The sequence below is a fragment of the Brevibacillus sp. YAE8 genome, assembly GCF_057543335.1.
Genome location: NZ_BAAIYG010000001.1, coordinates 13,244 through 40,187, shown reverse-complemented (window position 1 = coordinate 40,187; position 26,944 = coordinate 13,244). Strand labels below are relative to the sequence as shown.

Genomic DNA, 26,944 nt, shown 5'->3' with positions numbered 1-26,944 from the left:
TTGGAAATGCTTACGCTCGCTATAAGAAGCATGTTTCATGCCAAAACGAAAACGCTTTCAAAACGGCTATTTGCATCGTTTTCGCCTTGTACATTGGAACAGTTGCTCCATCTCGCCGATACAATTGCTCCATCACTCCTCTTATATTGTTTGAAAATTGTGGTAATATAGAAGAGATAGTCTCATTTCTCTTTCGGAGGGGTGAACCGTTTGCTTGCGCCTACTGATGCCTTGCTGAAAAAGTCGTGGGAACGAAGTCGCTTGAATGGAGTCAATGCGTTGACAGCAAAGGATGCCATACTGGAGGAAGCCCAGTTCCGGCAGTATCGGGAACAGAAAGAAGAGTTCATGAGAACGGTCGACCCGACGATGGAGCATTTGGCCTATTGGCTGAAAAGCTCGTACTCGATCGTCGTCCTTTGCGATCCATCGGGGTACATCCTCGAAAGCAAAGGCGATCCTGCCTTTCTCAAGGACACGGAAAAAATTCAGGTGCATCGCGGAGCCTGCTGGTCTGAACAGGTGCGCGGGACCAACTCCGCAGGGACAGTCATCGTGGAGCAAAAACCGCTTGCCGTCGTCGGAACCGATCATTACTTGCCTTCCAACCACATGCTTTACTGTGCGGCTTCCCCGATTTTCGACCCGTACGGCGAGCTGGTGGCGGTCCTCGATTTCAGCGGCCATTCTGCCATGTACCACCCTTCCCTTTTGGGCATGGTGGACGTGATGGCGCGCAAAATCGAAGACTGGCTGCTCATCCACCGCCCGGATCGGCAAATGGTCATCTCGCTGTACCCGGAGCAAAGCGCGAAGCACCACGCCTTGCTCGCCGTCGACCAGGACGGAGTCGTCACAGGCGGCAACCGCGAGGCGCAGCAGCTTTTGCACCTGGACAAAAAGCGGTTCGGGCAGGTACACCTGACCGAGCTTATAGCGGACATCGAGCCTTTGCTCGGCAGGCAAAAAGACACAGCGGCAGCGCGCACGATGCCGCTGCATGCCAAAGCCAGCGGACAGCGCCACTGGCACGCCAAAGTCCTGATCGACACACGGCCACCCCAGCTTGCCGCATCCCCGCCCTCCCGACCGAAGCCGAAGCCGACCCGGCCTCCTAATCGGACTGGCCTTACTTCTTTTGATGAGCTGTACGGGCAAGACGAGCAGTTTCTCGCGGCTATTCGCCTCGCCAAACGGGCTGCCAAGACGGATTACACCGTCATGCTCTTCGGTGAAAGCGGCACGGGCAAAGACGTCGTCAGCCAGGCGATCCACCTCGAAAGCAACCGGGCGGACAAGCCGTTTGTCGCGATCAACTGCGGCGCGATTCCGAAAAGTTTGCTGGAAAGCGAGCTGTTCGGCTACGAGCCGGGAGCGTTTACCGGGGCCAAGCAGTCCGGTCAGCCCGGAAAAATCGAACAGGCACACCAGGGGACGCTTTTTCTCGACGAAATCGCCGAGATGCCGCTGGAAATGCAAGTGGCCCTGTTGCGCGTGCTGCAAGACTTTACCGTCCATCGCGTAGGCGGAACGAAGCCGATTCGCGTCGACGTGCGAATCATTACCGCCACCCATACGGATTTGTGGCAAAAAGTGCAGGAGGGCAGCTTCCGCGCAGACTTGTTTTACCGCCTGCAAGGCGTGCAGATCACGCTGCCGCCACTGCGCGAGCGCGCGGATCGGCTGCAGCTCGCTGCGCTTTTGCTGCAAGGCATCGAGGCGCAGCTCGGGACAGGCCCGCTTACGCTTTCCGCCAGTGCGAAAAAGCTGATCGAGAGCTACTCCTGGCCGGGGAATGTTCGCCAGCTTGCCGCAGCGCTGCGCGAAGCCGCTTTTCTCTCCGAAGGCGGAACGATTGAGCAGGCGAGCTTCCCCGCCTACATCTTGTCCAGCTACTCCCCGCCCGAAGCGATAGAGCTTGCCGCGCCGACGGCGAACACTGAAAAAAACGAGATTGTCGAGGTGCTGCGGCAAACAGGCGGGAACGTGTCGCAGACGGCGCGCATTTTGGGCATCGGGCGCAACACGGTGTACCGCAAGCTGAAAAAGCTGCTGGACCAGGACGGCCCTCATCCGTAGTTACAGACCGATCGCGTTGCCTTTTTTGTCCAAAACAGTCGAACGCCAAAAAGCCCGGATCGACCAGATCGGGCTTTTCGTGATGGGCAAGAGGCGGACGCCGGGAAACGAGCCGTGCGGTTTCACGCTTCCGACTGGATGCGTCTGGCCTCGGCATACAGCACCTGAATAAACTTTTTCATATTGATGCGAATATCGGAGGAAGCAGCGGTCTTGTTTTTCAGCTCTGCCATTTTTTTCCACACAAAAGTAAAGTCAAAAAACTGCGACGCGTAATTCTCGAATTTCCAGTTGGACAGATCGGACAGGCCGAGCGAAGCCAAATGGTTCAACGACTGGTAGATCGCCCTTCGCACCCGTTGCTCCGATGCCTTGACCACCTTCATGACCTGCGCTTCTTCTGCCCCTGCTCCCAACCTGGCTTCGGCCACCGCGACGAAAATTTCCTTGAGCGCGGGAAAGCCGTTTTTGAACGTGTGCGTTTGCTCGTAGTCGGACAAGTAATCCAAAATATCGAGCAGATCGTTGCTCCCGTTCTCGCCCGCAATGCCAAGCTCCGACAGGAGGAATTGTCCCGCCTCGCGCAACTGCTTTTCGTTTTTGGCCGTGCGCGTCTGGCCCGTGGCCGCCTGATCGAGCTGCAAAACCGAATGCAGCGATTTGTGGATGTCCTGGATCGATTTTTCCAGCCGAATCTTCTCGATCACTTTTTGCAAAATCGTCACCACTTCGATCCGGTTGACGGGCTTGATGATGTAGTATTCGCTGCCGAGCGAGTAGGCTTGCGCGATCAAGTCCTTCGATTCTACCTGGGAAATCATCACGATCTTTCCCTTGAACGCCGGGCGAATTTGCCGGATCGCTTCAATCCCGTCGCGAATGGGCATGAGCAGATCGATCAGCAAGATGTCTACATGGCGCATCGTCAGCATATGCCCGTCGATGAGCGATCCGTCCTCCGCTTCCCCCACGACTTCCCCCAAATTTTCATCCTCAATAATCTCCGTCAACATCAGGCGCACGGCCTCATCATCATCGACTACGTAAAAAAGCATCGTCTACTCTTTCTCCCTTACATGATTGATCGGCAGCCGGATGAAAAACTCTGTCCCTCTCCCGGTTGCTCCGTCGTGCGCGGCAAGCTCCCCTTCCAGCTCGTCCACCATCTCTTTTACATAGGAAAGGCCAATGCCTGTCGAGGGCGTCCCCTGCTGGTCGTACTTGGTCGTAAAGCCCGGCTTGAACATCAGCTTTTTGCGTCGGGGCGGAACGCCCGGGCCGTCGTCCACGATTTTCAGCTCGACGAAGTCGCCGTTTCTGTCCACGAGGATCACGATACGCCCCGTCTGCTGGATCGCTTCGACGGCATTGGCGACGATGTTGTTGATGAGCGACAGCAGCGTAAACGCGTGGTAGTGCGGATGCTCGCCGGAAATCGTGCTGGAAAACGCAATCTGCTTTCCCAACAGGCTCGCGTATTTCTGATTGGAGCGCATGATGATGTCCACCAGTTGGTGAATGTCCATAAAATCCGTCTTGTTTTCGTGCGAAATCAGCTTTTGCAGACCCGCAAAAATGCGCTGGTTGTCCTTTTTGATCTCATGGACTTCCCCGGCGATAATCAGCGCCTTTTTCGCGAACGACTCGACAGCAGCTTGCCCGACTTCGCTTTTCAAAGCCTGCAAGCCCTGGTACAGCTCAAACGACTTGACGGTGATGTTCTCCGCGTTTTGCAGCGTCTTTTTCAGATGAATGGACTCCTCGTACAAATTGGAAATGAGCAGCAGCATGTGCTCGTGCTGGGCGCGTGTCTGCTTTTCCCGCGCCTGCGTCTCGTACAGCCGGATCATGTTCAAAAAGCTCAGGACGACAAAGCTGTGCGACAGCGCGATGACGAACATCTCCTGCAGCGCTCCCCACGTGATGACGATGTGGAACAGGACGTATTGCGACAGCAGCTCGATCAAGTCGGCCACGACCTCGATGACCATCCCGATCCCGGCAATCAATATCGTCTGCTCGCGAAACCGCTCCATGCGGATGACGTAAAACAGCAGCGAGTAGGAAAAGTAGAAAAAAAAGCTGGAGTAGTGCTCCCGCATGGAAGCCGTCCAATCAAAAGCGCTGTGCGTGTAAAAATCGAGCAGCAGCCGAAAGCCGACCACGCAAAGCCCTGTCAAAAATCCGGGCAAAACCGCCGGAAGCCGCTGGAACAAAAGCAAGAAGAAGAAAAAGGTAGGCGCGCCAAAGCTGATCCGAAACGTCTCGTTGACCGGATAAAATTTCAACTCACCGGCGAGCGGCACGGTAATCAGCATGAGCGCCAGGAGGTACCCGTCCTTTTTTAATGGGGAATGCATGCGCGAAGCTTCCCCTCCCTGTCTGGTTTCTGCGATGAATGTCACTATTTTCCCCTATCTATTCTTATCTATAAAATACGTGAACGACAAGTATAGAAAAAATATTTATATAAATGCCTGAAAGCTTTTGTTGGTTTTTGTTTGATTTTGTAGGTTGGTTTTAAAGTGTTCAATATACGTTTTTTGCCTGGCGTGGAAGCGCTTTCGACCGAAGGCAAAAAGGCTAGAAAGCACAGGATTTGGGGGGAAACACGTTTGGTTCAAGCGGCAACAACGACCAATAGCAAATGGGACCGCAAGCGGATGGACGAACTGGAACAATGGGTCGCCTACCATCGCCTGCAGGCGGCAGAAGGAAAGTGCGCAAGCTATATTCCGGCCCTGCGGCGAGCAGACCCGACACAGCTCGGCATCTGCATGATCGAGCCTTCCGGGCACAAGATTACGGCGGGTGACTGGGAAGTGCCGTTCACGATGCAAAGCATTTCCAAAGTCGTCAGCTTCATCGCTGCCTGCTGCCACCACGGGATTAGCTACGTACTGGATCGCGTCGATGTGGAGCCGACTGGCGATGCGTTCAACTCGATCATCCGGCTGGAGATGCACAAGCCGGGCAAGCCGTTCAACCCGATGATTAACGCGGGCGCGATCACGGTATCTTCGCTTTTGCCAGGGGATACACCCGAACAGAAACTGGACTATTTATACAAAATTTTCCAAAAGATTACAGCTACAGCCCCTGTCGTAAACGAAGAAGTGTTCGTCTCCGAGTGGATGACGTCGCATCGCAACCGTGCGCTGTCCCACTATTTGAAAGATACGGGTTACCTCGATTGCGAGGTCGAGGAAGCGCTGGAGGTGTACTTGAAGCAGTGTTCCATCCAGGTCAACACGGAGCAGATTGCGCTGATCGGGCTGATTCTCGCGCTCGACGGCTACCATCCGCTGCGCGGCGAGCAAATTTTGCCCAAGCAAGTCGTGCGGCTGGCAAAAGCGCTCATGCTGACGTGCGGCATGTACGACGCTTCCGGAAAATTCGCTGCCTACGTCGGACTTCCGGCCAAGAGCGGCGTGTCCGGCGGCATTATGACCTTGGTTCCTCCCACCCTGAAACGAGAGTCCCTTTTTCCCGACGGCTGCGGCATCGGTATTTTTGGCCCTGCGATTGACTCGTGCGGCAACAGCGTGGCAGGCGTGTCGCTGCTGAAGCAGATCGCGCACGAGTGGGATGTCAGTATTTTTTAAGCCAATCTATCCATTCGAGGTGACAAGATGCAACAATTCCTGTTAGATGTAGTAGCGTCCATTAACGACTTTTTCTGGTCCTACGTCCTGATCGTCATGCTGGTTGTACTCGGCCTGTTCTTTACGTTCAAAGGCGGCTTCCTGCAAGTCCGCATGATAAAAGACATGCTCCAGGCGATTCGCGAAGGAAAGAAAGGCTCCGCTGACAGCATCTCGCCTTTCCAGGCATTCTGTATCAGCATGGCCGCGCGTGTCGGTACCGGAAACATTACCGGAATCGCAATTGCTGTCGCGCTGGGCGGCCCTGGCGCGGTCTTCTGGATGTGGGTCATTGCCATTATCGGTTCTGCCTCCGCCTTTGTGGAAAGCACACTGGCGCAAATCTACAAAATCAAGGACAAAGACGGCTTCCGCGGCGGCCCGGCCTACTACATGGAAAAAGGGCTGAACAAACGCTGGATGGGCGCCCTGTTCGCGGTGCTGATTACCCTGTCTTTCGGTTTGGTCTTCAATGCGGTGCAATCCAACACGATTACGCTTGCGTTTGCAAACTCCTTCGGCACCGATCGCCTGACAGTCGGCCTGATTATGACGATCGCCTTTGCTGCGATTATTTTTGGCGGAGTCAAGCGCATTGCCAAAATGTCTGAGTACATCGTCATCGTGCTCGCGATTTTGTACATCGGCGTCGCCCTGCTGATCGTCTGCATGAACATTACGCAAATGCCGGAAATTCTCGCCCTGATCGTCAAAAACGCGTTTGGCTTCGACCAGGTCGCAGGCGGTACGCTCGGCGCGGCGCTCATGCACGGTGTAAAACGCGGCTTGTTCTCCAATGAAGCCGGTATGGGTAGCGCTCCGAACGCCGCTGCGACCGCTACGACAAGCCACCCGGTCAAGCAAGGTCTGATTCAGGCGTTTGGCGTCTTGACCGATACGCTCATCATTTGTACAAGCACGGCTTTCATCATCCTGCTGTCCGGCGCGTACAAGCAGTCCGAGTTGAGCGGCATCGAGCTGTCCCAGGCAGCGCTCAGCATTCACCTAGGAGACTGGGCTTCTGCTACGCTCGCCGTCATGATCTTCCTGTTCGCCTTCAGCACATTGATCGGCAACTACTACTACGGGGAGACGAACATCGAGTTTTTGAAAACTAGCAAAACATGGCTGATGCTCTATCGTGTGAGCGTACTCGGCATGGTTATGTTCGGGGCGGTGGCAAAAGTCCAGCTCGTCTGGGACTTGGCCGACTTGTTCATGGGCTTGATGGTCGTGGTCAACCTGATTGCCATTTTCATGCTGTCGAAGGTCGCCTTTGCCGCCCTGCGTGATTATCAGGTGCAGAAAAAAGCAGGCAAAGACCCTGTGTTCTACGCCGACAGCATTCCGGGCGTGACAAACCTGGAAGCGTGGGAGGCAGCTCCGGTCGCTGCGAAAAAAGAGCACGTCAGCTAAGTTTTCACGATAGCGTCAACAAAAGAAGCCTGAGTCCTTTTCCAAGAGGACCCAGGCTTTCTTTTTGGGACGGCGGTTGAAAGCCACATCCGGGTTGTTGTCTGGATAAAATTTCCTGTCCTACTTGCCCCGGTTTATAATCAGAGGAAAAAGGGCTCTGGAGGAAAGCATGAAGCGTTTTTATTAAAAATTCCGGCTGGTGATCTGGTTTTTGTTCCTGCTGCTCGCCTTTGGCCTCTTTTACGAGGGCTTCCCCCTCTGGAAGCTCGATCCCCCCGTATGAAAAAATCCCTACAACCGAGGGTCGATCTCTTTTTCCTGTGCGACCTCGAACAGCATCGTCGCGACCGTTTGCTGATACGCCTCGTGCGCGGGCGAAATGTCCGCGAACTTGACGAGCAGCATGCTTTTGCCCAATTCGTGCTCCTTCATCGCCGTCCGCAGCTTTTGGCCGATGTTTTTTTGCTTCATCAGCTTGCGGTACTTGTGCGGAAAACGGTAATCGTAGCCGTAAATGATCGACAAGTAGTCGGAGTTGCGCACCTTCATCGCCGGAACCGTCTTTTCGTTTGGCACTTCCGGCTTGATGACGATTCCTTCCATCTGTTGCTCCAGCGTCGTTTTCGCGAAAAAGCGCGCGGCTTGTTCATACGCATCCGCCTCGTCCAGATCGACTACGAGGCAGTCATCCTCGCTGACAAACCGATACATCTCCGACGTTCGCCAATCCGGCAACTGTTCCTCCCCCGTTTCGTAGACGAGCTTCAGCACGGCAAACGGCTTGTATTCCAGCTCGCCTGGCTCGCCGTACAGCGCGAGCTGCTGTTCATACGTAGCATACGCAGCCATCTGCTGCTCGATGGGAACGAGCGTTTCTTTGATTTCGCGAACGTGCTTGTAGTTTTGGTAGAGGGTGGAGCCGTACTTCTCGGTCAAAGCGCTTTTGGCAAGATGGAACTGGTCCTGCTCAAAGCCGCTGGCCTCGTATTCGTCCACGAGCTTGCGGAGCGCCTGCTCAAATCCGTGTTCCTGCAAGTAGGACAGCTCGCTGTGCAGCGCTTTTTCAATCGGTTTGAACTGCTTTTCAATCAATCCCTCGCCAATCGCCCGCCACGGGAGCAGCTCTCCGTCCAGCAGCAGCATTTTTACCTGCTGCTCTTCCATGTACGGACCGAATTTGTCCAAAAGCTTTGCGTAAATCGGCGTCAAGTCAACCTGCGTGATCTTGTAGCCGTTGCGGCTGACGGCGAAGCAATGTGCCAGTTCGCGATGGAGGTACAGATTGCAGCGGGAGCCCATGTATTTCGGTTGCAGCACGACCTGCCTGGCTCCGCGCTCCGCAAAATAGCGCAAGCCCGCCCAAAGCGACTCCAGCTCGCCTGCCGCTTCGTCTTTGTCCGCTGGCGGCATCGTCCCGGAAATAAAGTTGATCTTGTTGTGCAGGCAGTAGTGCAAGCGGCGCAGCTCTTCTTCTGCCAGGTCTTGCAGCGAGACGTGCCGTTGTTCCTGGAACAAGCTCGGCAACTCCTCCACAAGCGCCGCATGGACAGAGCGCTCTGTCTTGTACAAAGGCTTGTGCCCCATCACAACAGAGGTCAGCGCGTTGCCCTGTACGCATCCGGTGTCGAGGTGCAGCTTGTTTTTCAGGCGAAAAGCCTGTTTGGCCGCGATGTGGCCGAACAAGTGATACGGATGGTTGCCGACCGCTTCCTCGCGCAAAAAGCCGAGCTGCTCTTCGACAGAAGTGGATCGATCGAGCCGGAAGTTTCGCTGCTGGCGCACGGAAACGGCATCGAGCTTTCCGATGTATTTGTTTTGGCACGGGGCATGGGTGACGTAGTAGGACGGATTCGCAAGCGCGATGCAACGGTAAAAAGGCCGGGAAACCGCGCACAAATGGTTGAACTTTTGTTGCAGCAGCAAATCGTCGCGCAAGACAGCGATCGAATCGAAATACGTAGCGAGCAGCTCTGGCTCGACTCCTTTGATTTTTCCTTGCAAAAAGTGGTAGACAAAATGTTCGTGATTGCCCCGCACCAGCAAAAAATGCTCCTGGTTGTCGTACAGAAACTCGATGATCTCGCGGGTCTGCTTGCCTTTGTCGATCCAGTCGCCCGCGAGAATGACTTTGGTATTGCGCACCTTGTCTGTGACCACAAGCCGGTTGTTGTCGAGCTGGTACCCGTGGGCGGCCAGCAACCGTTTTAGTTCGTGCACACATTCATGCACGTCGCCGATGATGATGTAGCGAGTGTCGGGGATAAGAATCGTCGCCAAATAATCGGCTTTGTTTTCGATCACGACCTGGTACGCTTCGTTGGCTTTTGCCTCCGCCGGCTCGTAAAAATCTTTGGCGCGGATGCGGTGAATGTTCGCGTACCCTTCTTTGGACAAGGCGCGCAACACTTCCTTTTTCAGCCGGAGAATGTGGCTCGTAATCAGCTTTTTCGACCGTTCGGAGGCGTAGTAGTCCTCGCGCTTGCGGTAGTCGAATACGATGACCTCCAGGTTGTAATGGTTTTCGCGGGCGATTTCGCAGACACGGGCCCGGAAGTCTTCGGCGAGGCCCGTCGTGTCGACCACGACAAACGGCGCGTTGAGCGGGAACGATGTGACGAGGCGCAGCTTTTCAAACAGGAGCGAAAAAGCCTGCTCGCTCGCCTCCAGCATGACCTGATCGTATTTGTCGTACGCATGCCCGAGCAGCTCCTGCCGCAAGTCGTCCGAGGAAATGTACGCCACATTCGCCTTGAGCTGTCTGGCCGCGTCCTCGATGCGAAGCTGCGGAATCAGCACTTCTGTGGCAAAGGTCGTTTTTCCGCATTCGGTCGGGCCGACGAGCATGAAGATCGTGTGCAGTTGTGTGGAAATGCGCATCAGTTACGTCCCCCTTTTCCTGAGAATGACCCCTTGGGTAGTCGGCAGGCCGTTCACCCGATCGCCAATCGCGACGAACTCCGCCTGGACGGCGGCTTCCTGCACAAGTTCGTGCATCCACGACTGAAAAACGGCCTGGCCCATTTCCCATTGATGATCGTCGTGGCGAAACCCGGCCAGTTCGTAGTACGGGTTAAAGTCTGCATTCGGTGTCGTGATGATGAAGCGCTCGAAATCGACTTGTCGGCACAACTGCAAAATGAGCGCCCGCGCCTCGTCCTGGCTCATATGCTCGATCACTTCGGTCAAAACGATCTCGACCTGCTCGCCGTTGTAGTCGTGCAAAAAGGCATCGACAGACGGAAACAGGACGATATTGTCGACCTCTTTCGCCGCCGCTTTGCGGTTGACCAGCGCCAGCCGCTCTTCGTCGATGTCCACGGCGTAGTAGCAATGCGCCAGCTTCGCGGCAAACGGCAAGGCGTAAAACCCTTCGCCGCAGCCGACGTCGAGAATCGGCCGGGCAAAAGAAAGCTTTGATGCGATGAAGTTTCTCCGCTGCAATCCGGTGCTGCCATATTCGAGCTGAATCGCGTACCGCTCTGTCTGTTCAAGCTGCGACTTGTACTTGCGAAAATGCTCCCGCCGATTCAGAAACTGGCGCGCGAACAGGCTGCGAATGTAAAACGGGGCATCCATCGCGTTGATGCTCTTGATGTATTTGTCGAGAATGCTCTCGGAAATGTCGAGATGCTCCTTGCCAAACGTAGCGAGAAACAAACAGAGCACGCTCGCCACATGCAGCAGGTCGTACAAGCTTTTTTGCGTGCGGATGGTCAAGGCGTAGCTTTTATGGGCGTGATGCCGGATGTCGAACGAAAAGTCTGGGACGTGCTTCTGGAAAAACTCGATGTAGCGCACCAGCTCGATGTGGATCATGTTGATGAAAAACGTGTGCGTGTACCCTTCGACGTCGCGCTCGTCACGCGTTTTCATCGGCGTTGAAAAAAATTCATTGATCGCGTTGAGCGGAAACAAAGGCGTGTTGTAACGGGACACGTTGAGGTATTCAAACCGCTCCTCTGCAAACTGTTTGTACGATACTTCGTTGTCGGCGTCTTTAAAATAAACGTGGTAGACGGAGGCTTCCGAATACCAGCCGTAGGCGATGCCTTTGCGAACCGACCGGAGCGTCAGTCCGGACGCCGGATTTTTCCTGATAAGGTACGAGAAGGCCGGGTTCTCCGAGCGCAATTGGACGATGGCCATTTTCGTTTCTCTCCTTCCTCCCAAGCTGCTGTAGGACCATCTTCTGCCATTTCACCTGGAATGAACAGGGCAGAAGTATTACGAACCGGATTTTTCGGGCAAAAAAAGAACCTTCTCGGTAGAAAAGGTTCGATTGCCTGACGTGGTTGCGCGGTTGCGCGGTTGTGCAGTTGTGCAGTTGTGCAGTTGTGCAGTTGCGCGATTGCGCCGTTGCGCGATTGCGCCGTTGTGCGATTGTGCAGTTTTGCGGTTGCGCGGCTGTGCGGTTGTGCAGTTGCCCGGCGCAGCTCACTCGTTTTCCAGAGACGGCTCGACTGGAAATGGCTGGTGCTTCTTTTTATTCCCATTCATCACGCTGCCCATGCAGACGACGAGGGCGAGAAAAATCAGGATCAGGGAAAAGCCGAAGCCCATGCCGTACTGGCTGGCGGCCGCCCCGATCGCTGCGTTCGCGAGCAGGGAGCCGATGCCGGAGGCCGTGAACAAAAATCCGAGAACTTTGCCCGTGTGCGCGGGATAGAGCTGGCAGGCGATGGCGGCAATCGTCGGAAAAATCGCCGCGAAGCTGATGCCAGAGGCGATGAAAAAGCCGAGCGTGCCGCTGCTCCCCGCGATGGCGAGCGAAAGCGCCACAATGGCGGAAAGCGAGCACAGCAGCACCGCCTTCTCCTGGCCGATCCGCCCGATCCACCTGTGCGCCGTCAACCGCCCTATCGTGAAGACGAGATAAAACCCGGACAAGTAAAAGGCTCCTTCCGTCAAGGCAAGCCCTCTCACCTGCACCAAGTACGTCGGCAGCCAGGTCGCCAGGCCGACCTCGGCCATTACGTAGATCCACGGAATGACCACGGTCGGCCCCATTTTTTGCATGGTGGAAAGCCCGTACGCCTCGCTGTCGTAATCGCTGCAGACGATCAGCTCCGGCCGCGACTCGCGCAGCGCCTGCAAATTGTAGTCGGCGAGTTGCGCTTCAAAGCGCTTCGTCCGCTTGAGCGGGTAGTGCAACCTGGCCCCTAGCAGCTCGCGGCGATGCCGGTCCCGGTTTTGGTCGTACACCCCGATACTCGGCACAACGCCCAATGCCAATAAATGCCCCACATACGGAAGGTTCATGATCGCCATGTGCGACTTTTTGCTGCCCAAAAACGCGGACGGCGCCGTGCCGACCGTTTTCTTGAACTTGCGGCTGAAGTAAAATTCATCGGCAAACCCGACCTGCGCGGCGATTTCCTTGACGGGAGCGCGCGACGTCAAAAGCTGCTCCTTGGCCCGGTTGATGCGAATCTGGCTCAAATAATCGGAGGGACTCATCCCGAACTGCTGCTTAAAACCCGGGAAAAGTGCCAGACGCTCATCCCTGCCATTCGCGCCAGCATCTCGCGGTTAATCTCCTCGCGGTAGTGCGCTTCCATGTACGCCATGACCTGCTGCAAAACTTGTGTATGAAACAATCGCGTTCACTCCCGAATGTTGCGCATGATAATCATTTTCAATCAATATGACGGCATTGTATCAGAGCTCCACGGAAGCGACAAGAAAGCCGCGCAAAAAAAGGATGAGCCTCAAAGCCTCTCCTTTGTAGAGAGCGGCTTTGCCGTCATCCTTTTTGTCGAGCATCGGGTTATTTTTTTTCCACCGCGTGGCCGCCAAACTCGTTGCGCAGCGCGGCTACGACTTTGCCATGGAACGTGTCTTCGTCAAGCGAGCGGTAGCGCATGAGCAGCGACATCGCGATAACCGGAGTGGCCGCTTGCAAATCCAGGGCGGTTTCCAGCGTCCATTTGCCTTCCCCGGACGAGTGCATGACGCCGCGAATATCGTCCAGCTTCGCGTCTTTGCGGAAAGCGCGCTCGGTCAAATCCATCAGCCAGCCGCGGATGACAGAGCCGTTCGCCCACACGCGCGCCACTTCCGCGAAGTCGTAATCGTACTGGCTTTTCGCCAGCACCTCGAAGCCTTCGCCGATTGCCTGCATCATGCCGTACTCGATGCCGTTGTGAATCATTTTCAAAAAGTGACCGCTGCCCGCTTCGCCTGTGTACAGGTAGCCCTTGTCCACATTGATGTCGCGAATCATCGGTTCGATATGAGCGAATGCCTCGCGATCCCCGCCGATCATCATACATGCCCCGTGGCGAGCGCCTTCCATGCCGCCGCTCGTCCCCGCGTCGAGGAAGTGAATGCCTTTTGCTTTCAACCGCTCGTAGCGCTCAACCGACTGCTTGTAGTGCGAGTTGCCGCCGTCGATCACGATGTCCCCTGGCGCGAGCATGGTGGAAAGCTGGTCGACCAGTTGATCCACGATCTCGCCCGCCGGAACCATCAGCCAGATGACGCGCGGCGCTTCCAGCTTCGCCACCGCATCCTCCACGGAAGCAGCCGGAATCGCTCCTTCGCGGCCGAGCTCCTCTGCACGGCTGTTGTCTACATCGTAAGCCACTACCTCATGCTGGTGGGACAGCAGGTTGAGCGTCAGGTTGTAACCCATTTTGCCTAAACCGAGTATCGCAAGTTTCATTCGCGTACGTCACTCCTTTGGGGTAATCTCCGTTATCTCGTATTATATGATAAAAATTTTCATCTTTCATCATAAAAGAAGAAAATTTTTTCGAAACTAGGAATTGGACAGCCATTTTCCTTATACTAACAGAAAGCAAACGTTTTCGCTTGCCCGATTGCGCTTGGACACAGACAAGCTTTCGCTACATAGACGGCACAGCGCCACTTTTTGGGAGGTACCGATTCATGGCTGAAACGACACAACACGTTCCGGCGAGCGTGCTTGCGCAGTTGCGCGCCATCTACACGCAACTGAGCGGCAAGGAGCAGCAAATCGCCGACTACATTTTGCAACACGCCAGCAAAATTGTTCATCTGTCCATTACCGAGCTGGCTGACCAGTGCCAATGTGCGGACGCGACCGTGTTCCGCCTGTGCCGCAGGCTCGGCTTTCGCGGCTACCAGGCGTTCAAAATCGCGCTTGCCAGCGAAGTGACGAACCCGAAACAATCGATCTACCAGGAGATCAACCTCGATGACGACGACATCGGCTCGATCGCGGAAAAAATTTTCACCGCCAACCTGGAAACGTTGCGCGATACCTTGCAAATTATGAACAAAGAAGAGCTTTTAAAAATTGTCGACTGTCTGGAGCATGCTACCCGGATCGAATTTTACGGCACTGGCGGCTCGGCGGCGATCGCCCAAGACGCCTACCACAAGTTCATGCGGACAGGCATCCCCTGTATTCACCATTCCGACGCCCACTACCAGGTGATGTCGGCCTCGCTCTTGTCTGAGGGCGCCGTCGCGGTCGGCTTTTCCCACTCCGGCTCCAACAAAGATATTTTGGCCGCCCTGCAAGTGGCAAAACAGCGCGGGGCGAAAACGATCGGGATCACGAGCTACGGCAAATCCCCGCTCGTCAGGCAGGCCGACATGTGCCTGTACACCACTTCCAGAGAAACCGTTTTTCGCACAGAAGCCTTGTCTTCCCGGCTCGCCCAGCTCTGCCTGATCGATTTGCTGTACGTGGCGGTATCGCTGCGCCGGCAGGACGACACCATTGCCAACATTCAGCATATCCGCGAAGCGATCTCGCTCAAACGCCTGTAAATCAGGCGTTTTTCTTTTGCCCCTCTGCTAAAAAAGCGGGAAAAAGGCCACCATGGTGCTGAGCCGGATTTTCTGTCCACCCTCCGGCTTTTTTTGGCAATACTACAGGTGTGCAGATAAATTTGAAATAATTTTTTTCTTTTATATTAACAAATGAAAAAAATTTCGCTATAATCGCGTTATCACCAAGCCACTCGGTTGAAAGCGTATCCAAAAAGGGTGAACAGACATGAAGCAAACCTACTTTATCGGTCTTGATATCGGGACAACCAGCACGAAGGCGATCGTCTTCACGCCTTCCGGTGCCGTCAGAGGGACGGGCAACATCGACTACCCTCTGCTCGTTCCGAAAGCCTCCTGGGCGGAGCAGGACCCGGAAACGATTTTCGCCGCTGTCATTCAGGCGCTGAAGCAAGCGATTGAACAGGCGGACATCGAAAAGCATGAAATCGGCGGGATCGGCTTCTCTACTGCGATGCACAGCCTGATTGCCGTCGATGCGCACGGAAATCCGCTGACGAACAGCATCATCTGGGCGGATAACCGAAGCGCGGCGCAGGCGGAGCGGCTCAAGGAAGACGGCGTCGGCCACCAGATTTACCTCGCCACTGGCACGCCAATCCATCCGATGTCTCCCCTGCCGAAAATGATGTGGCTCAAGGAGCAAATGCCGGAGACGTTTACGAAGACAGCCAAGTACATTTCCATCAAGGAATACGTGATTTATCGGCTGTTCGGGCAGTACGTCGTGGACTACTCGATCGCTTCCGCCACCGGGCTGTTCAACTTGCGCAAGCTGGACTGGGACGAGCAGGCGCTCACCGTCGCTGGCATCACCAAGCAGCACTTGAGCGAGCCTGTGCCTACTACCCATATCCTGCGGGGAATGAAGCTGCGTTATGCGGAAGAAATCGGGCTTGACCCCGATACGCCGTTTGTCGTCGGGGCCAGTGACGGCGTGTTGGCCAATCTCGGCATCGGAGCGATTGAAAACGGCCAGGTCGCGATCACGATCGGGACAAGCGGTGCCGTCAGAACCGTCGTTCCCGAGCCGATCACCGATCCGAAAGGCCGCACCTTCTGCTACGTGCTGACGGAAAAGCATTGGGTCATCGGCGGGCCATCCAACAACGGCGGCATCATGCTGCGCTGGTTCCGCGACGAGTTCAGTTGGCCGGAAGTGGAAAAAGCAAAGCAGCTTGGCGTCGACCCGTACGACGTCATGATCCAGGCAGCAGAGAACGTACGCGCTGGCGCAGACGGGCTGCTCTTCCTCCCCTTCCTGTCCGGGGAACGCGCTCCGTACTGGAATTCGCAGGCGCGCGGCTCTTTTTTCGGCATCGGGCTGCATCACAAGCGCGAGCATTTCATCCGCGCCGTGCTCGAAGGCATTTTGTTCAGCGTCTACAGCATTGGCATCGCGCTTCGCGACCTGGCAGGCGGAGCCAAGGAAATTCGCGCATCGGGCGGCTTTGCCCGCTCCAAAGAATGGCGGCAGATCATGTCTGACATGTTCGGCTACGAGGTGCTCATTCCCGAGAGCCATGAAAGCTCCAGCTTCGGCGCTGCCCTGCTGGCGATGCACGCGCTCGGCGCCCTCGACGACTTGCGCGATGTGAAAAAGATGATTCACATCTCCCACCGGCACGAGCCGGATTTGGAGCGATCCAGCATGTATCTGGAGCTGTTTTACATTTACGAACGCGTCTACTACAACTTGCTTGAGGAATACAAGCTGATCGCCAAGTTCCAAAAGCAGTTGACCAACTAGAGACACCATAAGGAGGGTCTTTCATGCCACTTCTCATTACGTTACTATCCATTATTTTCCTCCTCATTCTCATTACGCGTTTCAAGGTGAATCCGTTTGTCGCCCTGCTGCTCGCCGCCGGATTTGTCGGAATCGCGTCCGGCATGCCGCTCGTCAAGGTCGTCGACTCGATCAAGGACGGGATGGGCGGAACGCTCGGATTCATCGCCATCGTCCTTGCGCTGGGCACCATGCTCGGAAAAATGATGGCAGAATCAGGCGGAGCCGAACGCATCGCCCGCACGCTGATTAACCTGTTTGGCGAAAAAAATGTACACTGGGCAATGATGTTCGTCGCCTTTATCGTCGGGATTCCGGTCTTTTTCCAGGTAGGTTTTGTTCTGTTGATTCCGCTCGTCTTCACAATCGCCAGACAGACAGGCGTCTCGCTGTTGAAAATCGGGATTCCGCTCGTCGCAGGCTTGTCCATCGTACACGGCATTGTGCCGCCGCACCCAGCGGCGATGGCGGCCGTTGATCTGTTCCAGGCCGATGTCGGCAAAACGATCCTGCTCTCGATCATCGTCGCGCTGCCTTCCGCGATCATTGCCGGACCGCTCTACGGCAGTTGGATTGGCAAACGCGTCAAAACGAGCATCTCGCCTGATCTCGCTTCGCAATTGGCAGAGCCAAAGGACGAGCGCGAACTGCCGGGCTTCGGCATTACGGTCTTTACCGTTCTCCTGCCTGTTCTGTTGATGCTGATGGCAACGGTTGCAGACGTGACCTTGCCGAAGGAAGACATGCTGCGCCAATGGGCTGACTTCATCGGCAGCCCGATCACTTCGCTGTTGATCGCTGTTATCATTTCGTTCTGGACGCTCGGCTACAACCGCGGCTTTTCCAAAGACGACATTCTCAAATTTACGAACGACTGCCTCGCTCCTACGGCAACCATCCTGCTCGTGATCGGTGCGGGCGGCGCGTTCAACAAAGTGCTGTTGAACAGTGGCGTTGGCGACTACATCGCCGAGCTGGCCAAAGCGTCCGCGATCTCCCCGATTTTCCTCGGCTGGCTGATCGCAGCGTTGATTCGCGTCGCGACCGGCTCTGCGACCGTCTCCATGATGACCGCAGCCGGCATCGTCGGTCCAATCGCCCTGCAAGTGCCGGGGACAAGCCCTGAGCTGTTGGTACTGGCAACAGGCGCAGGCTCCCTGATCCTGTCGCACGTAAACGACTCCGGCTTCTGGCTGATTAAGGAATACTTCAACATGACGGTGCAAGATACACTGAAATCGTGGACCGTGATGGAGACGATTTTGTCAGTCGTCGCGATCATTTTAATCATGGGGCTTAGCCTGGTGATCTAACCGGCTTGCACCGATTGGCAAAAGAACAGGACATTCCATCCACCATGCGTGGGCGGGATGTCCTTTTTTTGAACAGACAGCCATCTCGTTTGATGATTGATAAAAATCTGTATATCCTTTCCATTCGGCCTGCTTTATTGTATGCTCTTTTCGTAAAGAGTGTTGTGTTCCGAAAAGCCTGTGAGTCGATCGGCATCGTCCCCATGCGATGTTGGCATGCATTCACGGCAACAAGCGTTCTTCCATAAAGGACTATCGTTACTTTGCCAATCCGTTTCAAGCTATATCTATAGCAGCCTTTTTTGCGAACAAGAGCCTGATTGCAAAAAGGGTTTGCGTCTTCCATGCGAGAGAAAACGGGAAAGGACTCGAAAATGACTCACACTGCAAAGCTGTTGTTGTTAGGCTCGCTCACTGGTTTGCTCGTGCTGGTCGCCTCCCCTGTCTTGCAGCACGTCGAGACATTCGTCGGGCTGTGGATGGTGTTATGGAGCCGGATCAGCTTGCGAAAACGCTCGGTTTATGGAATGTGGAAGCTGCTCACTTGTTTGGCGCTCGCGATTGGTTCTGCCCTCATGCTATGGGGCATCCTGTTGACCAGCCTGGATTTTTATTGGCTGGGCAACGCTCCCTTTTCCTTGTTGTCGTAGGCTACAGACAAATCAGGTGCAAGCAAACTTGAGTTACCTGGAGGCTTCGTTTATGCAGATCAACACCATCACCACGGAGCGCTTGCTGCTGCGGCCGATGCAGCCTGCTGACGCTCCCGCCTTGTTTTCCTTCTGGTCTGATCCAAACGTATCGAAGCATATGAACATCGAGTCCATGACCCGCATCAAGCAGGCGGAGGACATGATTTTTCTCATCAACAAGCTGTGTGCGGAGGATCAGGCAATCCGCTGGTCGATCGTCTTGCAGGAGTCGGGAGAGATGGTCGGCTCCTGTGGCTTCAATTCGTTTGATTTCGAGCACGGCCGGACAGAAATTGGCTACGATCTCGGCTCTCCCTACTGGGGAAAAGGCTACGCCACGGAAGCCGTCCGCGCCGTCATCGGCTACGGCTTTTCAGAGCTTGGGCTAAACCGGGTGGAGGCCAAGGTCGAGCCTGACAATCGCGGCTCGATCCGTGTGCTAAGCAAATTGCGCTTCGTGGAAGAAGGCTTGCTGCGCCAGTATGAAAAGTCGAACGGTCAGTTTGTGGACTTGCTGATCTTCTCCCTGCTGCGGGATGAGTGGACAGAACCGTCTGGCAATTGAACTGACAGAAAAAGGCTGGTTTTCCCTCGGCGCTCCGAGGGGAATGAGCCTTTTTCGTCTGCCAAGCTGCTGAATAGCATTTTTTTGAAAGTGAAAGAAGAAATGCGGTGTTCGTGGCAGGATGAGTCAGATGGGGCTTGGGGTTTATTGTTTTTTAAAAACTCCTTCATCGGAACTTTTGGTGTGGCGAGGAAAGAGACGAAATCGCTGTAGCTTCTTGGGCTCCCTGCTGGGGGTATCACTGCCCGGCTCCGGGAAAAAAGCGAAACCGCGTCCAAAAGTGGTTGATTCAGGGAGCTTCTCAGAGTTGGACGCTAAAAGCGTGTTTCGCTTTTTTCCCGGAGCCTCGGTTGGGAGCCCAAAGAGCTTTCGCGGATTTCGTCTCTTTCCTCGTCAGGGGCCAAGGGGGATGGTCGGAGGTGGAAAGAAAAGACAGGACAAAAAACTTTACAATTAAAGAACGGGGGTCGGCATTCTCGCGGACCTTTCTTCTGGCGAGCAATGAACGCTACCCGCTTGACAATACAAAAACTGCTTTTGAGATTCTTTTTGTCTTGGACACCTTGCTTCCTGACCTACACACAAAAACCACCCCCGAACGACAGACACAGCTCGTAGAGGAAACAGGAGAAAGCCAGCGAAGGTCTTTGGGACTCCTACCCAGCCTCCGGGGAAAAAGGAAAACACGCTTTTAAGCGTCAACCTGAACCTCCTTCTTTTGAATCCTCTACTTTTGACGCGGTTTTCCTTTTTCCCCGGAGGCGGACAGTCTTCGCTCCCCCGCTAGAGGCCCAAGTACCTGTAGCGCTTTCTCCTGTTTCCTCCCACCACTACCGCTACGATCAACCGTTTTTCAAGCTAACAATCCGCCATGATCCCCACAACTCGCCACGGAAACAACATTCTCGATTGCTCAGAAAACTCGGTTGCCTCAAGCCAGTAAATAGGCAAATGCCTTCGTCCGTACCCAAAAAGCACAGCGCCTGCTTTCTCCCTGCCCGAAGTTTCGCTATGCTGCACGATACTGGATAAGCAGCTTATCCATTGGTATGTGTAAAAAAAACGGCAACCCGCTGCACGAGTTGCCGTCCTGCTTCTTTAGTTGCCTACCGATACTCCGATCTGCTCAGGCACCTTTTTCTTTGGGGCCTTCTTGTCTGCGCTCTTCTTCTGGTTCAGTTCGAACGCTGCCAAAATCGCTTCCTGGCGCTTCATGCCGGACTTTTCCAGCTCCTCCATCGTCGAGATGATTTGCTTGTAGTCTTTTGGAATGACTTTGACGAACTTGGCGATCGTCTGCGGCCACGAAGCGAGCAAGGCTTGGGCCCGAGGACTGCCTGTGTAGGCGGCGTGGTTTTCCAGCAGCCGCTTGACTTCGGCAATCTCCCGCTGATCGGTCAGCTTCTCCAGAAGCACCATTTCCTGATTGCAACGGGCGGCAAACGCCTCATGGTCCTCTGCCAGCACATAGGCCGTACCGCCTGACATCCCGGCCGCAAAGTTTTTGCCCACCTGACCGAGCACGACGACGCGTCCTCCTGTCATGTACTCGCAGCCGTGGTCGCCCACTCCTTCGACGACGGCGGTGACTCCGCTGTTCCGGACGCAGAAGCGCTCACCCGCAAGCCCGTTGATGTACGCTTCGCCGGAGGTCGCGCCGTAAAACGCGACGTTTCCGATAATCATGTTGCGCTCTGGCGAGAAGGTGCTCTTTTTCGCCGGTGCTACGATGATTTTCCCGCCGGACAGCCCTTTGCCGACGTAGTCATTCGCGTCGCCCGCAAGCTGCAAAGTAATGCCCCGTGGAACAAACGCGCCAAAGCTTTGTCCGGCGGAACCGTAAAACTCCAGGCGAATCGTGTCTTCCGGCAGGCCGTGGACGCCGTATCTTCTCGTCACTTCGCTGCCAAGAATCGTTCCGACTACGCGATTCGTGTTGCTGATCGGCAGTCTCGCCTGGATTTGCTTTTGCTTCTCCAGCGCTGGCTTGCACAAGGCGAGCAACATTTGACGGTCCAGCGTCTCTTCCAGCTTGTGGTCCTGATTGCGCTGATGGTATTTGCCGACCTCTGCGGATACCGCCGGCTGGTACAAAAGCGCGGACAGATCAATATGCTTTGCTTTCCAGTGCGCTTTTGCCCGTTCGCTCACGGTCAGCACCTGGCTTTGGCCGATCATCGCCTCCAGCGAGCGGAAGCCGAGCTGAGCCATGATCTCGCGCACTTCGCGAGCCACGAGGCGCATGAAGTTAACCGCGTGCTGCGGGTCGCCTTTGAATCGTTTGCGCAGCTCCGGATTTTGCGTCGCGACCCCTACCGGGCACGTATCGAGATGGCAGACACGCGCCATGACGCAACCGATGGAGACGAGCGGCGCGGTGGCGAAGCCAAATTCCTCTGCGCCGAGCAGAGCGGCAATGACTACGTCGCGTCCGGTCATCAGCTTGCCGTCAGTCTCCAGCACGACGCGGTCGCGCAGTTGATTGAGCAAAAGCGTCTGATGCGTCTCCGCAAGCCCCAGTTCCCACGGCAGCCCCGCATGCTTGATGCTCGACTTCGGCGAAGCGCCCGTACCGCCGTCGTGGCCGCTGACCACGATCACGTCCGCCAGCCCTTTGGCGACGCCTGCCGCAATCGTTCCGACCCCTGCCTTGGAGACGAGCTTCACGCTGATGCGCGCCCGCGGATTCGCATTTTTCAGGTCAAAAATCAACTGGGCCAAGTCCTCGATGGAGTAAATGTCGTGGTGCGGCGGCGGGGAAATCAGGCCCACGCCTGGCGTAGAGCCGCGCACTTCGGCAATCCACGGGTACACCTTGCTGCCTGGAAGCTGTCCGCCTTCTCCCGGCTTTGCCCCTTGCGCCATTTTGATCTGGATTTCGGATGCATTGACCAGATAGTGGCTGGATACGCCGAAGCGCCCGGATGCAACCTGCTTGATCGCGCTGCGGCGCAAATCGCCGTTTTCATCTGTCGTGTAGCGGGCCGGATCTTCTCCGCCCTCGCCGCTGTTGCTTTTAGCTCCCAGACGGTTCATGGCGATTGCCAGCGTCTCATGCGCTTCCTTGCTGAGCGAGCCGTAGGACATCGCTCCCGTTTTGAAGCGGTGGACGATGGAGTCGACCGATTCGACTTCGCTGAGCGGGATCGGCTTGCGGTCCGACTTGAAGTCGAGCAGGTGGCGCAGGGCGGAAAACGGTTGCTCCCCTGCCATTTCCGCGTAAATTTTGTACTGCTCGTAGCTGCCTTCCCGGCAAGCTTTTTGCAAAGCGTGAACGGTTTTTGGCTGGAACAGGTGGTACTCGCCGTCGCGGCGGAACTGGAAGTCGCTGCCTGGATCGAGCTTTTCTTCGGAATGTTCCGGCGAAAAAGCTTGCGCGTGGCGAATCAGCGTCTCTTGCGCGATCACGTCCAGCGAAATTCCGGAAATTTGCGATGGCGTGCGGGTAAAGTAGCGGTCAATGACGTCGGCGTGAATCCCGACCGCTTCAAAAATTTGTGCCCCGCGATAGCTTTGGACGGTCGAAATGCCCATTTTGGACATGACCTTGACGACGCCTTCGATTGCGGTTTGCAAATAGGCTTCGATCGCGTCTTCGGCCGCGATGTCTTTCAGCTTGCCGGATGCGATCAGGTCGAGCACAGAGGCAATGGCGACATAAGGATTGACAGCGTCTGCCCCGTAGCCGATCAGCATGGCAAACTGGTGGACGTCGCGCGGCTCGCCCGACTCGACGATCAAGCTGGCTTTTGTCCGCGTACCGGAGCGCACCAGATGATGATGCAGGCCGCTCGTGGCAAGCAAGGCCGGAATCGCTGCCAGCTTCTCGCCGATGCCGCGGTCAGACAGGATCAACAGCGTGTAGCCTGCGGCAATCGCTTCATCGGCTGCGGCAAACAACTGCTCCAACGCCTGCTCCAGCGCGGCTTCTCCCCCGTCTGCGGCAAACAGGATCGGCAGCGTTTTCGCCCTGAACTCCTGGTACGGATTGGCGCGCAACTGGGCCAGCTCCTTGTTTGCGAGCAGCGGATTGGTCAAGCGGATGCGGCGGCAATGGCTCGCTGCAGGCTCCAGCAAGTTTCCTTCCGCGCCAAGCACCGTGTGCGTCGAGGTCACGCAAGCCTCCCGCAGCGAGTCGATGGGCGGGTTCGTCACCTGTGCGAACGATTGCTTGAAGTAGTTGTACAAAAGCTGCGGACGATCCGACAGTACGGCGAGCGGCGTATCGACACCCATGGAGCCGATCGGGTCTTTTTGCTCGGCGACCATCGGCGCCAGCACTTTGTCCAGCTCTTCCTGCGTGTATCCAAACGCCTTTTGCCGCGCCAGCAGCGCTTTTCCGTCAAGCTCCTCGGCAGCGCCTGCCTGTGGAAGCTGCTCCAGCGCGTGCAGGTTGTTTTTCACCCACTCGCGGTACGGCTGCTCGCTGGCGATTTTTTGCTTGATCTCTTCATCGGAGACGATTCGGCCTTCCTCCAAGTCGACCAGCAGCATGCGGCCCGGGCTGAGGCGGCCTTTTTGCACAATTTTTTCTTCCGGTACTTCCAAAACGCCTACTTCCGATGAGAAAATGATCGTATCGTCCGTCGTCACGTAGTAGCGGGCCGGACGCAATCCGTTGCGGTCGAGAATCGCCCCGATCTGACGGCCGTCGGTAAAGGAAATCGCCGTCGGGCCATCCCATGGCTCCATCAGGCAACTGTGGTATTCGTAAAACGCTTTTTTGGTCGCGTCGATCTGCTCATCCTGATCCCACGGCTCGGGAATCATCATCATCGCGACGTGCGGCAGCGATCTGCCCGCCAGCGAGAAAAATTCCACGCAGTTGTCGAGGATAGCCGAGTCGCTGCCTTGCATATCAATGACAGGAACGACTTTTTGCAAATCCGCGCCGAACAGCTTGGATTCAAACATTTTTTCGCGCGCCCGCATCCAGTTCACGTTGCCCTGCAGGGTGTTGATTTCGCCGTTGTGAATCAAATAGCGGTTCGGATGCGCTCTCTCCCACGTCGGGAACGTGTTCGTGCTGAAGCGCGAGTGCACGACGGAAAAAGTAGAAGTGTAAGAATTATCTTGCAAATCCAGGTAAAAAGCATCCACCTGGCCTGGCGTGAGCAAGCCTTTGTAAACGATTGTGCGCGAAGACATGGAGGCGGCGTAGAAGTCAGCGCCTGCTGCGTGCTCCATCTGCTTGCGGATGACGTATAGCTTCCGCTCGAAGGCCATCTGGTCCGCTACATGTGCGCTCGCCCCGATGAATACTTGGCGGATAAAAGGCTGACTTGCTGCCGCGGTTTTGCCGATCTTCGTCGCATCGACAGGGACGGTTCTCCAGCCGAGCAGCTTCTGCCCTTCCGCTTCGATAATCGCGGCCAGCTTCGCCTCGTACTCATTGCGCAGGCTCTCCTCCATCGGCAGAAACAACATGCCGACACCGTACTTGCCTGGCGCTGGCAGTTGAATGTTCAGCTCCTTACAGGCCTTTTTGAAAAAGGCATGCGGGATTTGCGTCAAGATTCCCGCTCCGTCACCCGTCTCGGGGTCGCTGCCTTGCCCGCCGCGGTGCTCGAGCTGGCAAAGAATTTTCAGCCCGTTTTTCACCATATCGTGCGTTGCTTTTGCTTTCAAATTCGCAATAAAACCGATTCCACAAGCGTCGTGCTCGAACATCGGGTCGTATAGTCCTTGCTTCGCAGGCATTCCGGTTCTCGTCATTTATCTCCACTCCCTTTGCTCTCTCTGTTAACTCAATTTTAGATTGAGTGAAACGATACAAACAATATATAATTTACTCAATATTAATCTCAAAACGAGATCAATTGGGAATGGGGGGTATTCATGGAGCTACGACAGATTCAATACTTCATTGAAGTGGCCAAGCGCGAGCACTTCACGGAAGCCTCGCACAACCTGCATGTTGCCCAATCCGCCCTGAGTCGGCAAATCGCCAACCTGGAGGCAGAGCTTGGCGTCTCCCTGTTCATCCGCGAAGGCCGCAACGTCAAGCTGACGGCAGTAGGCCGAATTTTCTTGCAGCACGTGGAAATGGCCGTCAACGAAATTGAAAAGGCGAAGCAAAAAATTGACGAGTTTCTCGATCCGGAGCGCGGGACGATTCGCGTCGGGTTTACGAGCAGTCTGGCCGCGAATCCTCTGCCGACTGTCATCTCCGGCTTTCGCGCGCGGTACCCGGACATCGGCTTCCAGCTTCGGCAAGGCTCTTACCAGGGGCTGATCGACTCCGTGATTAACGGAGAAATCGACCTCGCCTTTCTCGGCCCGGTTCCGACCCAGGAAAAAAACGTGCGCAGCCATATTTTTTTCGCCGAGAACATCGTCGCGCTGCTGCCCGCGAAGCACCCGCTGGCCAAGCAGCCAAGCTTGCGGCTGAACCAACTGCAGGACGATACGTTTGTCTTGTTTCCCCCGGGGTTCATCCTGCGCAATATCGCCGTGAACGCCTGTGCGCAAATGGGCTTCGCGCCCAAAACCGCCTTCGAGGGCGAGGATATCGACGCGATTAAGGGACTCGTCGCCGCCGGTCTGGGCGTCACGTTGCTGCCAGAGCTGACCTTGACCGACAATGTGCCGCGCGAAACGGTGAAAGTCCCGATCAGCGAGCCGCTCGTGCAGCGAACCGTCGGCATCATCATTCCGAACAACCGGGAGCTGCCGCCTTCCGAAAAGCTGTTTTACCATTTTTTGAAGGAGTTTTTCGACGTATTGAGCAAGTACAGCTAGTCGTATCGAGAGGAAGAGCGCCGCAGGAAGAGTCGCCACAGAAAGAGTCGCCACAGTGGTGCGACCGCTTTTTTGCTAAACGGCTTTCCCGAAAAACGCTTGCTGCGGGGAGTGAGTCATGCAGGTACAGATGACGAAAAGTCGTGCGTTTTGGCACGGGGAAAAGCCCTGATGATCGGTTGTCATCAGGGCTTGCTTTGTGTGGATTGTCGTGATTTTTCGTGTATTTTCCGTTGGTTTTATGTGGGTTTTGTATAGCTTTCGTATGATGTTCACAGGACTCGCGGTCGCTACGTCACCTGCTGCCGGGCCGCAGATAAAGCCCCTGCCTGGCCTCGCTGAACCGCCAAACTCGCAAAGCTGCCGTCAGCTCACGCGCGCCTCGTCCAGCCGCAGCCAGTAGCTTTTGACGTGCGTCTCGCCGTTGAAAAAGTCTTTGTCGGCCGCGCGGGCAAAGCCAAGCCGCTCGTACAGCTTCACCGCCGCCTCCATCATGTCTGTCGTGTGCAGGTGCAGCGTGGCTGCTCCCAGCTCGCGCGAACGGCGGACAGCCTCTCCGATCAGCCGGGCAGCGATCCCGTTGCCCCGCGCTTGCGGCGATACGGCCAAAAAGCGGATGATCGGCGAGTGAATTTCCAGCTCCGGACGGTCGTAAGCCGCCTGGGACGAAGCGAACAACTGGACGCTGCCGACGATTTCCCCGCCCCAGTCCGCGACGAGAAACGCAATCGTCTGGCGTCCTTCTGCCGATTCTGCGATTTCCTCCTTGTACCGTGTCCATCTGTCCACCGACAAATGCTGCTCATACTGCTGGTAAGCATCGAGCAGATGCCGTTTGATCCGCTCCCGGTCCTGGCTATTCGCATCGCGAATGCAAATGTCTCTCTGCTGCTTCGCCTTCATCGTCGGCTTCTCCTCCCTTT

Annotated in this window: 19 protein-coding genes; 9 read left to right on the top strand and 10 right to left on the bottom strand. The window is 55.7% G+C overall.

All coding sequences use genetic code 11. The features are described 5' to 3' along the window. The first annotated feature begins 279 nt into the window (after positions 1-279). Positions 280-2,079 (top strand): sigma-54-dependent Fis family transcriptional regulator, encoded by a 1,800-nt coding sequence (locus tag AC27IT_RS00165; protein WP_235694711.1) that lies wholly within the window; start codon positions 280-282, stop codon positions 2,077-2,079. On the opposite strand, the gene AC27IT_RS00160 is transcribed toward AC27IT_RS00165, so the two are convergent. From AC27IT_RS00160 to AC27IT_RS00150, 3 genes are read right to left on the bottom strand one after another with little or no spacing between them, the layout of a single operon-like run. After that, complete coding sequence (locus tag AC27IT_RS00160; protein ID WP_255320403.1) at positions 2,080-2,205, bottom strand: hypothetical protein; 126 nt, start codon at positions 2,203-2,205, stop codon at positions 2,080-2,082. Further along, positions 2,202-3,134, bottom strand: a complete 933-nt coding sequence (locus AC27IT_RS00155; protein WP_005831877.1) for a response regulator — start codon at positions 3,132-3,134, stop codon at positions 2,202-2,204. The genes AC27IT_RS00160 and AC27IT_RS00155 overlap by 4 nt, the downstream gene beginning before the upstream one ends. Before the next feature lie 3 nt (positions 3,135-3,137). Next, the gene (locus tag AC27IT_RS00150) at positions 3,138-4,439 is read right to left on the bottom strand and encodes an ATP-binding protein (RefSeq protein WP_275051273.1); all 1,302 of its coding nucleotides are present in this window, start codon (positions 4,437-4,439) and stop codon (positions 3,138-3,140) included. 255 nt (positions 4,440-4,694) lie between these two features. Between AC27IT_RS00150 and AC27IT_RS00145 the strand changes: the two genes are divergently transcribed. Beyond that, entirely contained in the window at positions 4,695-5,684 is a 990-nt protein-coding gene (locus AC27IT_RS00145) for a glutaminase (RefSeq protein ID WP_255344292.1), read from the top strand. Positions 5,685-5,711: 27 nt separating this feature from the next. Further along, the gene (locus AC27IT_RS00140; RefSeq protein WP_005831873.1) at positions 5,712-7,139 is read left to right on the top strand and encodes an alanine/glycine:cation symporter family protein; all 1,428 of its coding nucleotides are present in this window, start codon (positions 5,712-5,714) and stop codon (positions 7,137-7,139) included. 291 nt (positions 7,140-7,430) lie between these two features. On the opposite strand, the gene AC27IT_RS00135 is transcribed toward AC27IT_RS00140, so the two are convergent. The 5 genes from AC27IT_RS00135 to gnd form a co-directional block, all read right to left on the bottom strand. Continuing rightward, positions 7,431-10,016 (bottom strand): metallophosphoesterase, encoded by a 2,586-nt coding sequence (locus AC27IT_RS00135; protein ID WP_431809103.1) that lies wholly within the window; start codon positions 10,014-10,016, stop codon positions 7,431-7,433. Between the two features lie 3 nt (positions 10,017-10,019). Then, entirely contained in the window at positions 10,020-11,285 is a 1,266-nt protein-coding gene (locus AC27IT_RS00130; RefSeq protein ID WP_026557162.1) for a class I SAM-dependent methyltransferase, read from the bottom strand. 288 nt (positions 11,286-11,573) lie between these two features. Then, positions 11,574-12,596, bottom strand: coding sequence for an MFS transporter (locus AC27IT_RS00125; RefSeq protein ID WP_429778035.1), 1,023 nt, complete (start codon positions 12,594-12,596; stop codon positions 11,574-11,576). Continuing rightward, positions 12,593-12,736, bottom strand: coding sequence for an AraC family transcriptional regulator (locus tag AC27IT_RS00120; RefSeq protein WP_007786507.1), 144 nt, complete (start codon positions 12,734-12,736; stop codon positions 12,593-12,595). Before AC27IT_RS00120 ends, AC27IT_RS00125 begins: the two co-directional genes overlap by 4 nt. Positions 12,737-12,906: 170 nt before the next feature. Continuing rightward, positions 12,907-13,803 (bottom strand): phosphogluconate dehydrogenase (NAD(+)-dependent, decarboxylating), encoded by an 897-nt coding sequence (gene gnd / locus AC27IT_RS00115; RefSeq protein ID WP_005831865.1) that lies wholly within the window; start codon positions 13,801-13,803, stop codon positions 12,907-12,909. A 227-nt stretch (positions 13,804-14,030) separates the two neighbouring features. Between gnd and AC27IT_RS00110 the strand changes: the two genes are divergently transcribed. The 5 genes from AC27IT_RS00110 to AC27IT_RS00090 all read left to right on the top strand — a co-directional run bounded on the left by AC27IT_RS00110 (position 14,031) and on the right by AC27IT_RS00090 (position 19,280). Then, complete coding sequence (locus tag AC27IT_RS00110; protein ID WP_327953967.1) at positions 14,031-14,900, top strand: MurR/RpiR family transcriptional regulator; 870 nt, start codon at positions 14,031-14,033, stop codon at positions 14,898-14,900. Positions 14,901-15,129: 229 nt separating this feature from the next. Continuing rightward, on the top strand, positions 15,130-16,671 hold the full coding sequence (gene gntK / locus AC27IT_RS00105) for a gluconokinase (protein WP_007786511.1): 1,542 nt from the start codon (positions 15,130-15,132) through the stop codon (positions 16,669-16,671). A gap of 23 nt (positions 16,672-16,694) precedes the next feature. Beyond that, positions 16,695-18,023: a GntP family permease gene (locus AC27IT_RS00100; RefSeq protein WP_005831180.1), complete on the top strand. Its 1,329-nt coding sequence runs from the start codon at positions 16,695-16,697 to the stop codon at positions 18,021-18,023. Between the two features lie 374 nt (positions 18,024-18,397). Then, positions 18,398-18,673 carry a hypothetical protein gene (locus tag AC27IT_RS00095; RefSeq protein WP_241752751.1) on the top strand — a complete coding sequence of 92 codons (276 nt, stop codon included), beginning with the start codon at positions 18,398-18,400 and terminating at the stop codon, positions 18,671-18,673. A gap of 52 nt (positions 18,674-18,725) precedes the next feature. Continuing rightward, a complete protein-coding gene (locus AC27IT_RS00090) occupies positions 18,726-19,280 on the top strand; it encodes a GNAT family N-acetyltransferase (RefSeq protein WP_122953505.1) in 555 nt (184 codons plus the stop codon). A 1,098-nt stretch (positions 19,281-20,378) separates the two neighbouring features. Here the strand turns inward: AC27IT_RS00090 and gltB are convergent. Continuing rightward, positions 20,379-24,995: a glutamate synthase large subunit gene (gene gltB, locus AC27IT_RS00085; protein ID WP_429778031.1), complete on the bottom strand. Its 4,617-nt coding sequence runs from the start codon at positions 24,993-24,995 to the stop codon at positions 20,379-20,381. Between the two features lie 123 nt (positions 24,996-25,118). Here gltB and gltC point away from each other — a divergent pair, with 123 nt between their 5' ends. Further along, on the top strand, positions 25,119-26,021 hold the full coding sequence (gene gltC / locus AC27IT_RS00080) for a glutamate biosynthesis transcriptional regulator GltC (RefSeq protein ID WP_005831191.1): 903 nt from the start codon (positions 25,119-25,121) through the stop codon (positions 26,019-26,021). 366 nt (positions 26,022-26,387) lie between these two features. Here gltC and AC27IT_RS00075 read toward each other — a convergent pair whose 3' ends face one another. After that, a complete protein-coding gene (locus AC27IT_RS00075; protein WP_197186574.1) occupies positions 26,388-26,924 on the bottom strand; it encodes a GNAT family N-acetyltransferase in 537 nt (178 codons plus the stop codon). Between the last annotated feature and the right edge of the window lie 20 nt (positions 26,925-26,944).

Coding starts and splice junctions, on each gene's coding strand:
- AC27IT_RS00155 (WP_005831877.1), bottom strand. CDS start 3,134: ATGCTTTTTTACGTAGTCGATGATGATGAGGCCGTGCGCCTGATGTTG.
- AC27IT_RS00150 (WP_275051273.1), bottom strand. CDS start 4,439: ATGCATTCCCCATTAAAAAAGGACGGGTACCTCCTGGCGCTCATGCTG.
- AC27IT_RS00110 (WP_327953967.1), top strand. CDS start 14,031: ATGGCTGAAACGACACAACACGTTCCGGCGAGCGTGCTTGCGCAGTTG.
- gltC (WP_005831191.1), top strand. CDS start 25,119: ATGGAGCTACGACAGATTCAATACTTCATTGAAGTGGCCAAGCGCGAG.
- AC27IT_RS00075 (WP_197186574.1), bottom strand. CDS start 26,924: ATGAAGGCGAAGCAGCAGAGAGACATTTGCATTCGCGATGCGAATAGC.
- AC27IT_RS00140 (WP_005831873.1), top strand. CDS start 5,712: ATGCAACAATTCCTGTTAGATGTAGTAGCGTCCATTAACGACTTTTTC.
- AC27IT_RS00095 (WP_241752751.1), top strand. CDS start 18,398: ATGACTCACACTGCAAAGCTGTTGTTGTTAGGCTCGCTCACTGGTTTG.
- gltB (WP_429778031.1), bottom strand. CDS start 24,995: ATGACGAGAACCGGAATGCCTGCGAAGCAAGGACTATACGACCCGATG.
- AC27IT_RS00135 (WP_431809103.1), bottom strand. CDS start 10,016: ATGCGCATTTCCACACAACTGCACACGATCTTCATGCTCGTCGGCCCG.
- gntK (WP_007786511.1), top strand. CDS start 15,130: ATGAAGCAAACCTACTTTATCGGTCTTGATATCGGGACAACCAGCACG.
- AC27IT_RS00090 (WP_122953505.1), top strand. CDS start 18,726: ATGCAGATCAACACCATCACCACGGAGCGCTTGCTGCTGCGGCCGATG.
- gnd (WP_005831865.1), bottom strand. CDS start 13,803: ATGAAACTTGCGATACTCGGTTTAGGCAAAATGGGTTACAACCTGACG.
- AC27IT_RS00100 (WP_005831180.1), top strand. CDS start 16,695: ATGCCACTTCTCATTACGTTACTATCCATTATTTTCCTCCTCATTCTC.
- AC27IT_RS00125 (WP_429778035.1), bottom strand. CDS start 12,596: ATGAGTCCCTCCGATTATTTGAGCCAGATTCGCATCAACCGGGCCAAG.
- AC27IT_RS00130 (WP_026557162.1), bottom strand. CDS start 11,285: ATGGCCATCGTCCAATTGCGCTCGGAGAACCCGGCCTTCTCGTACCTT.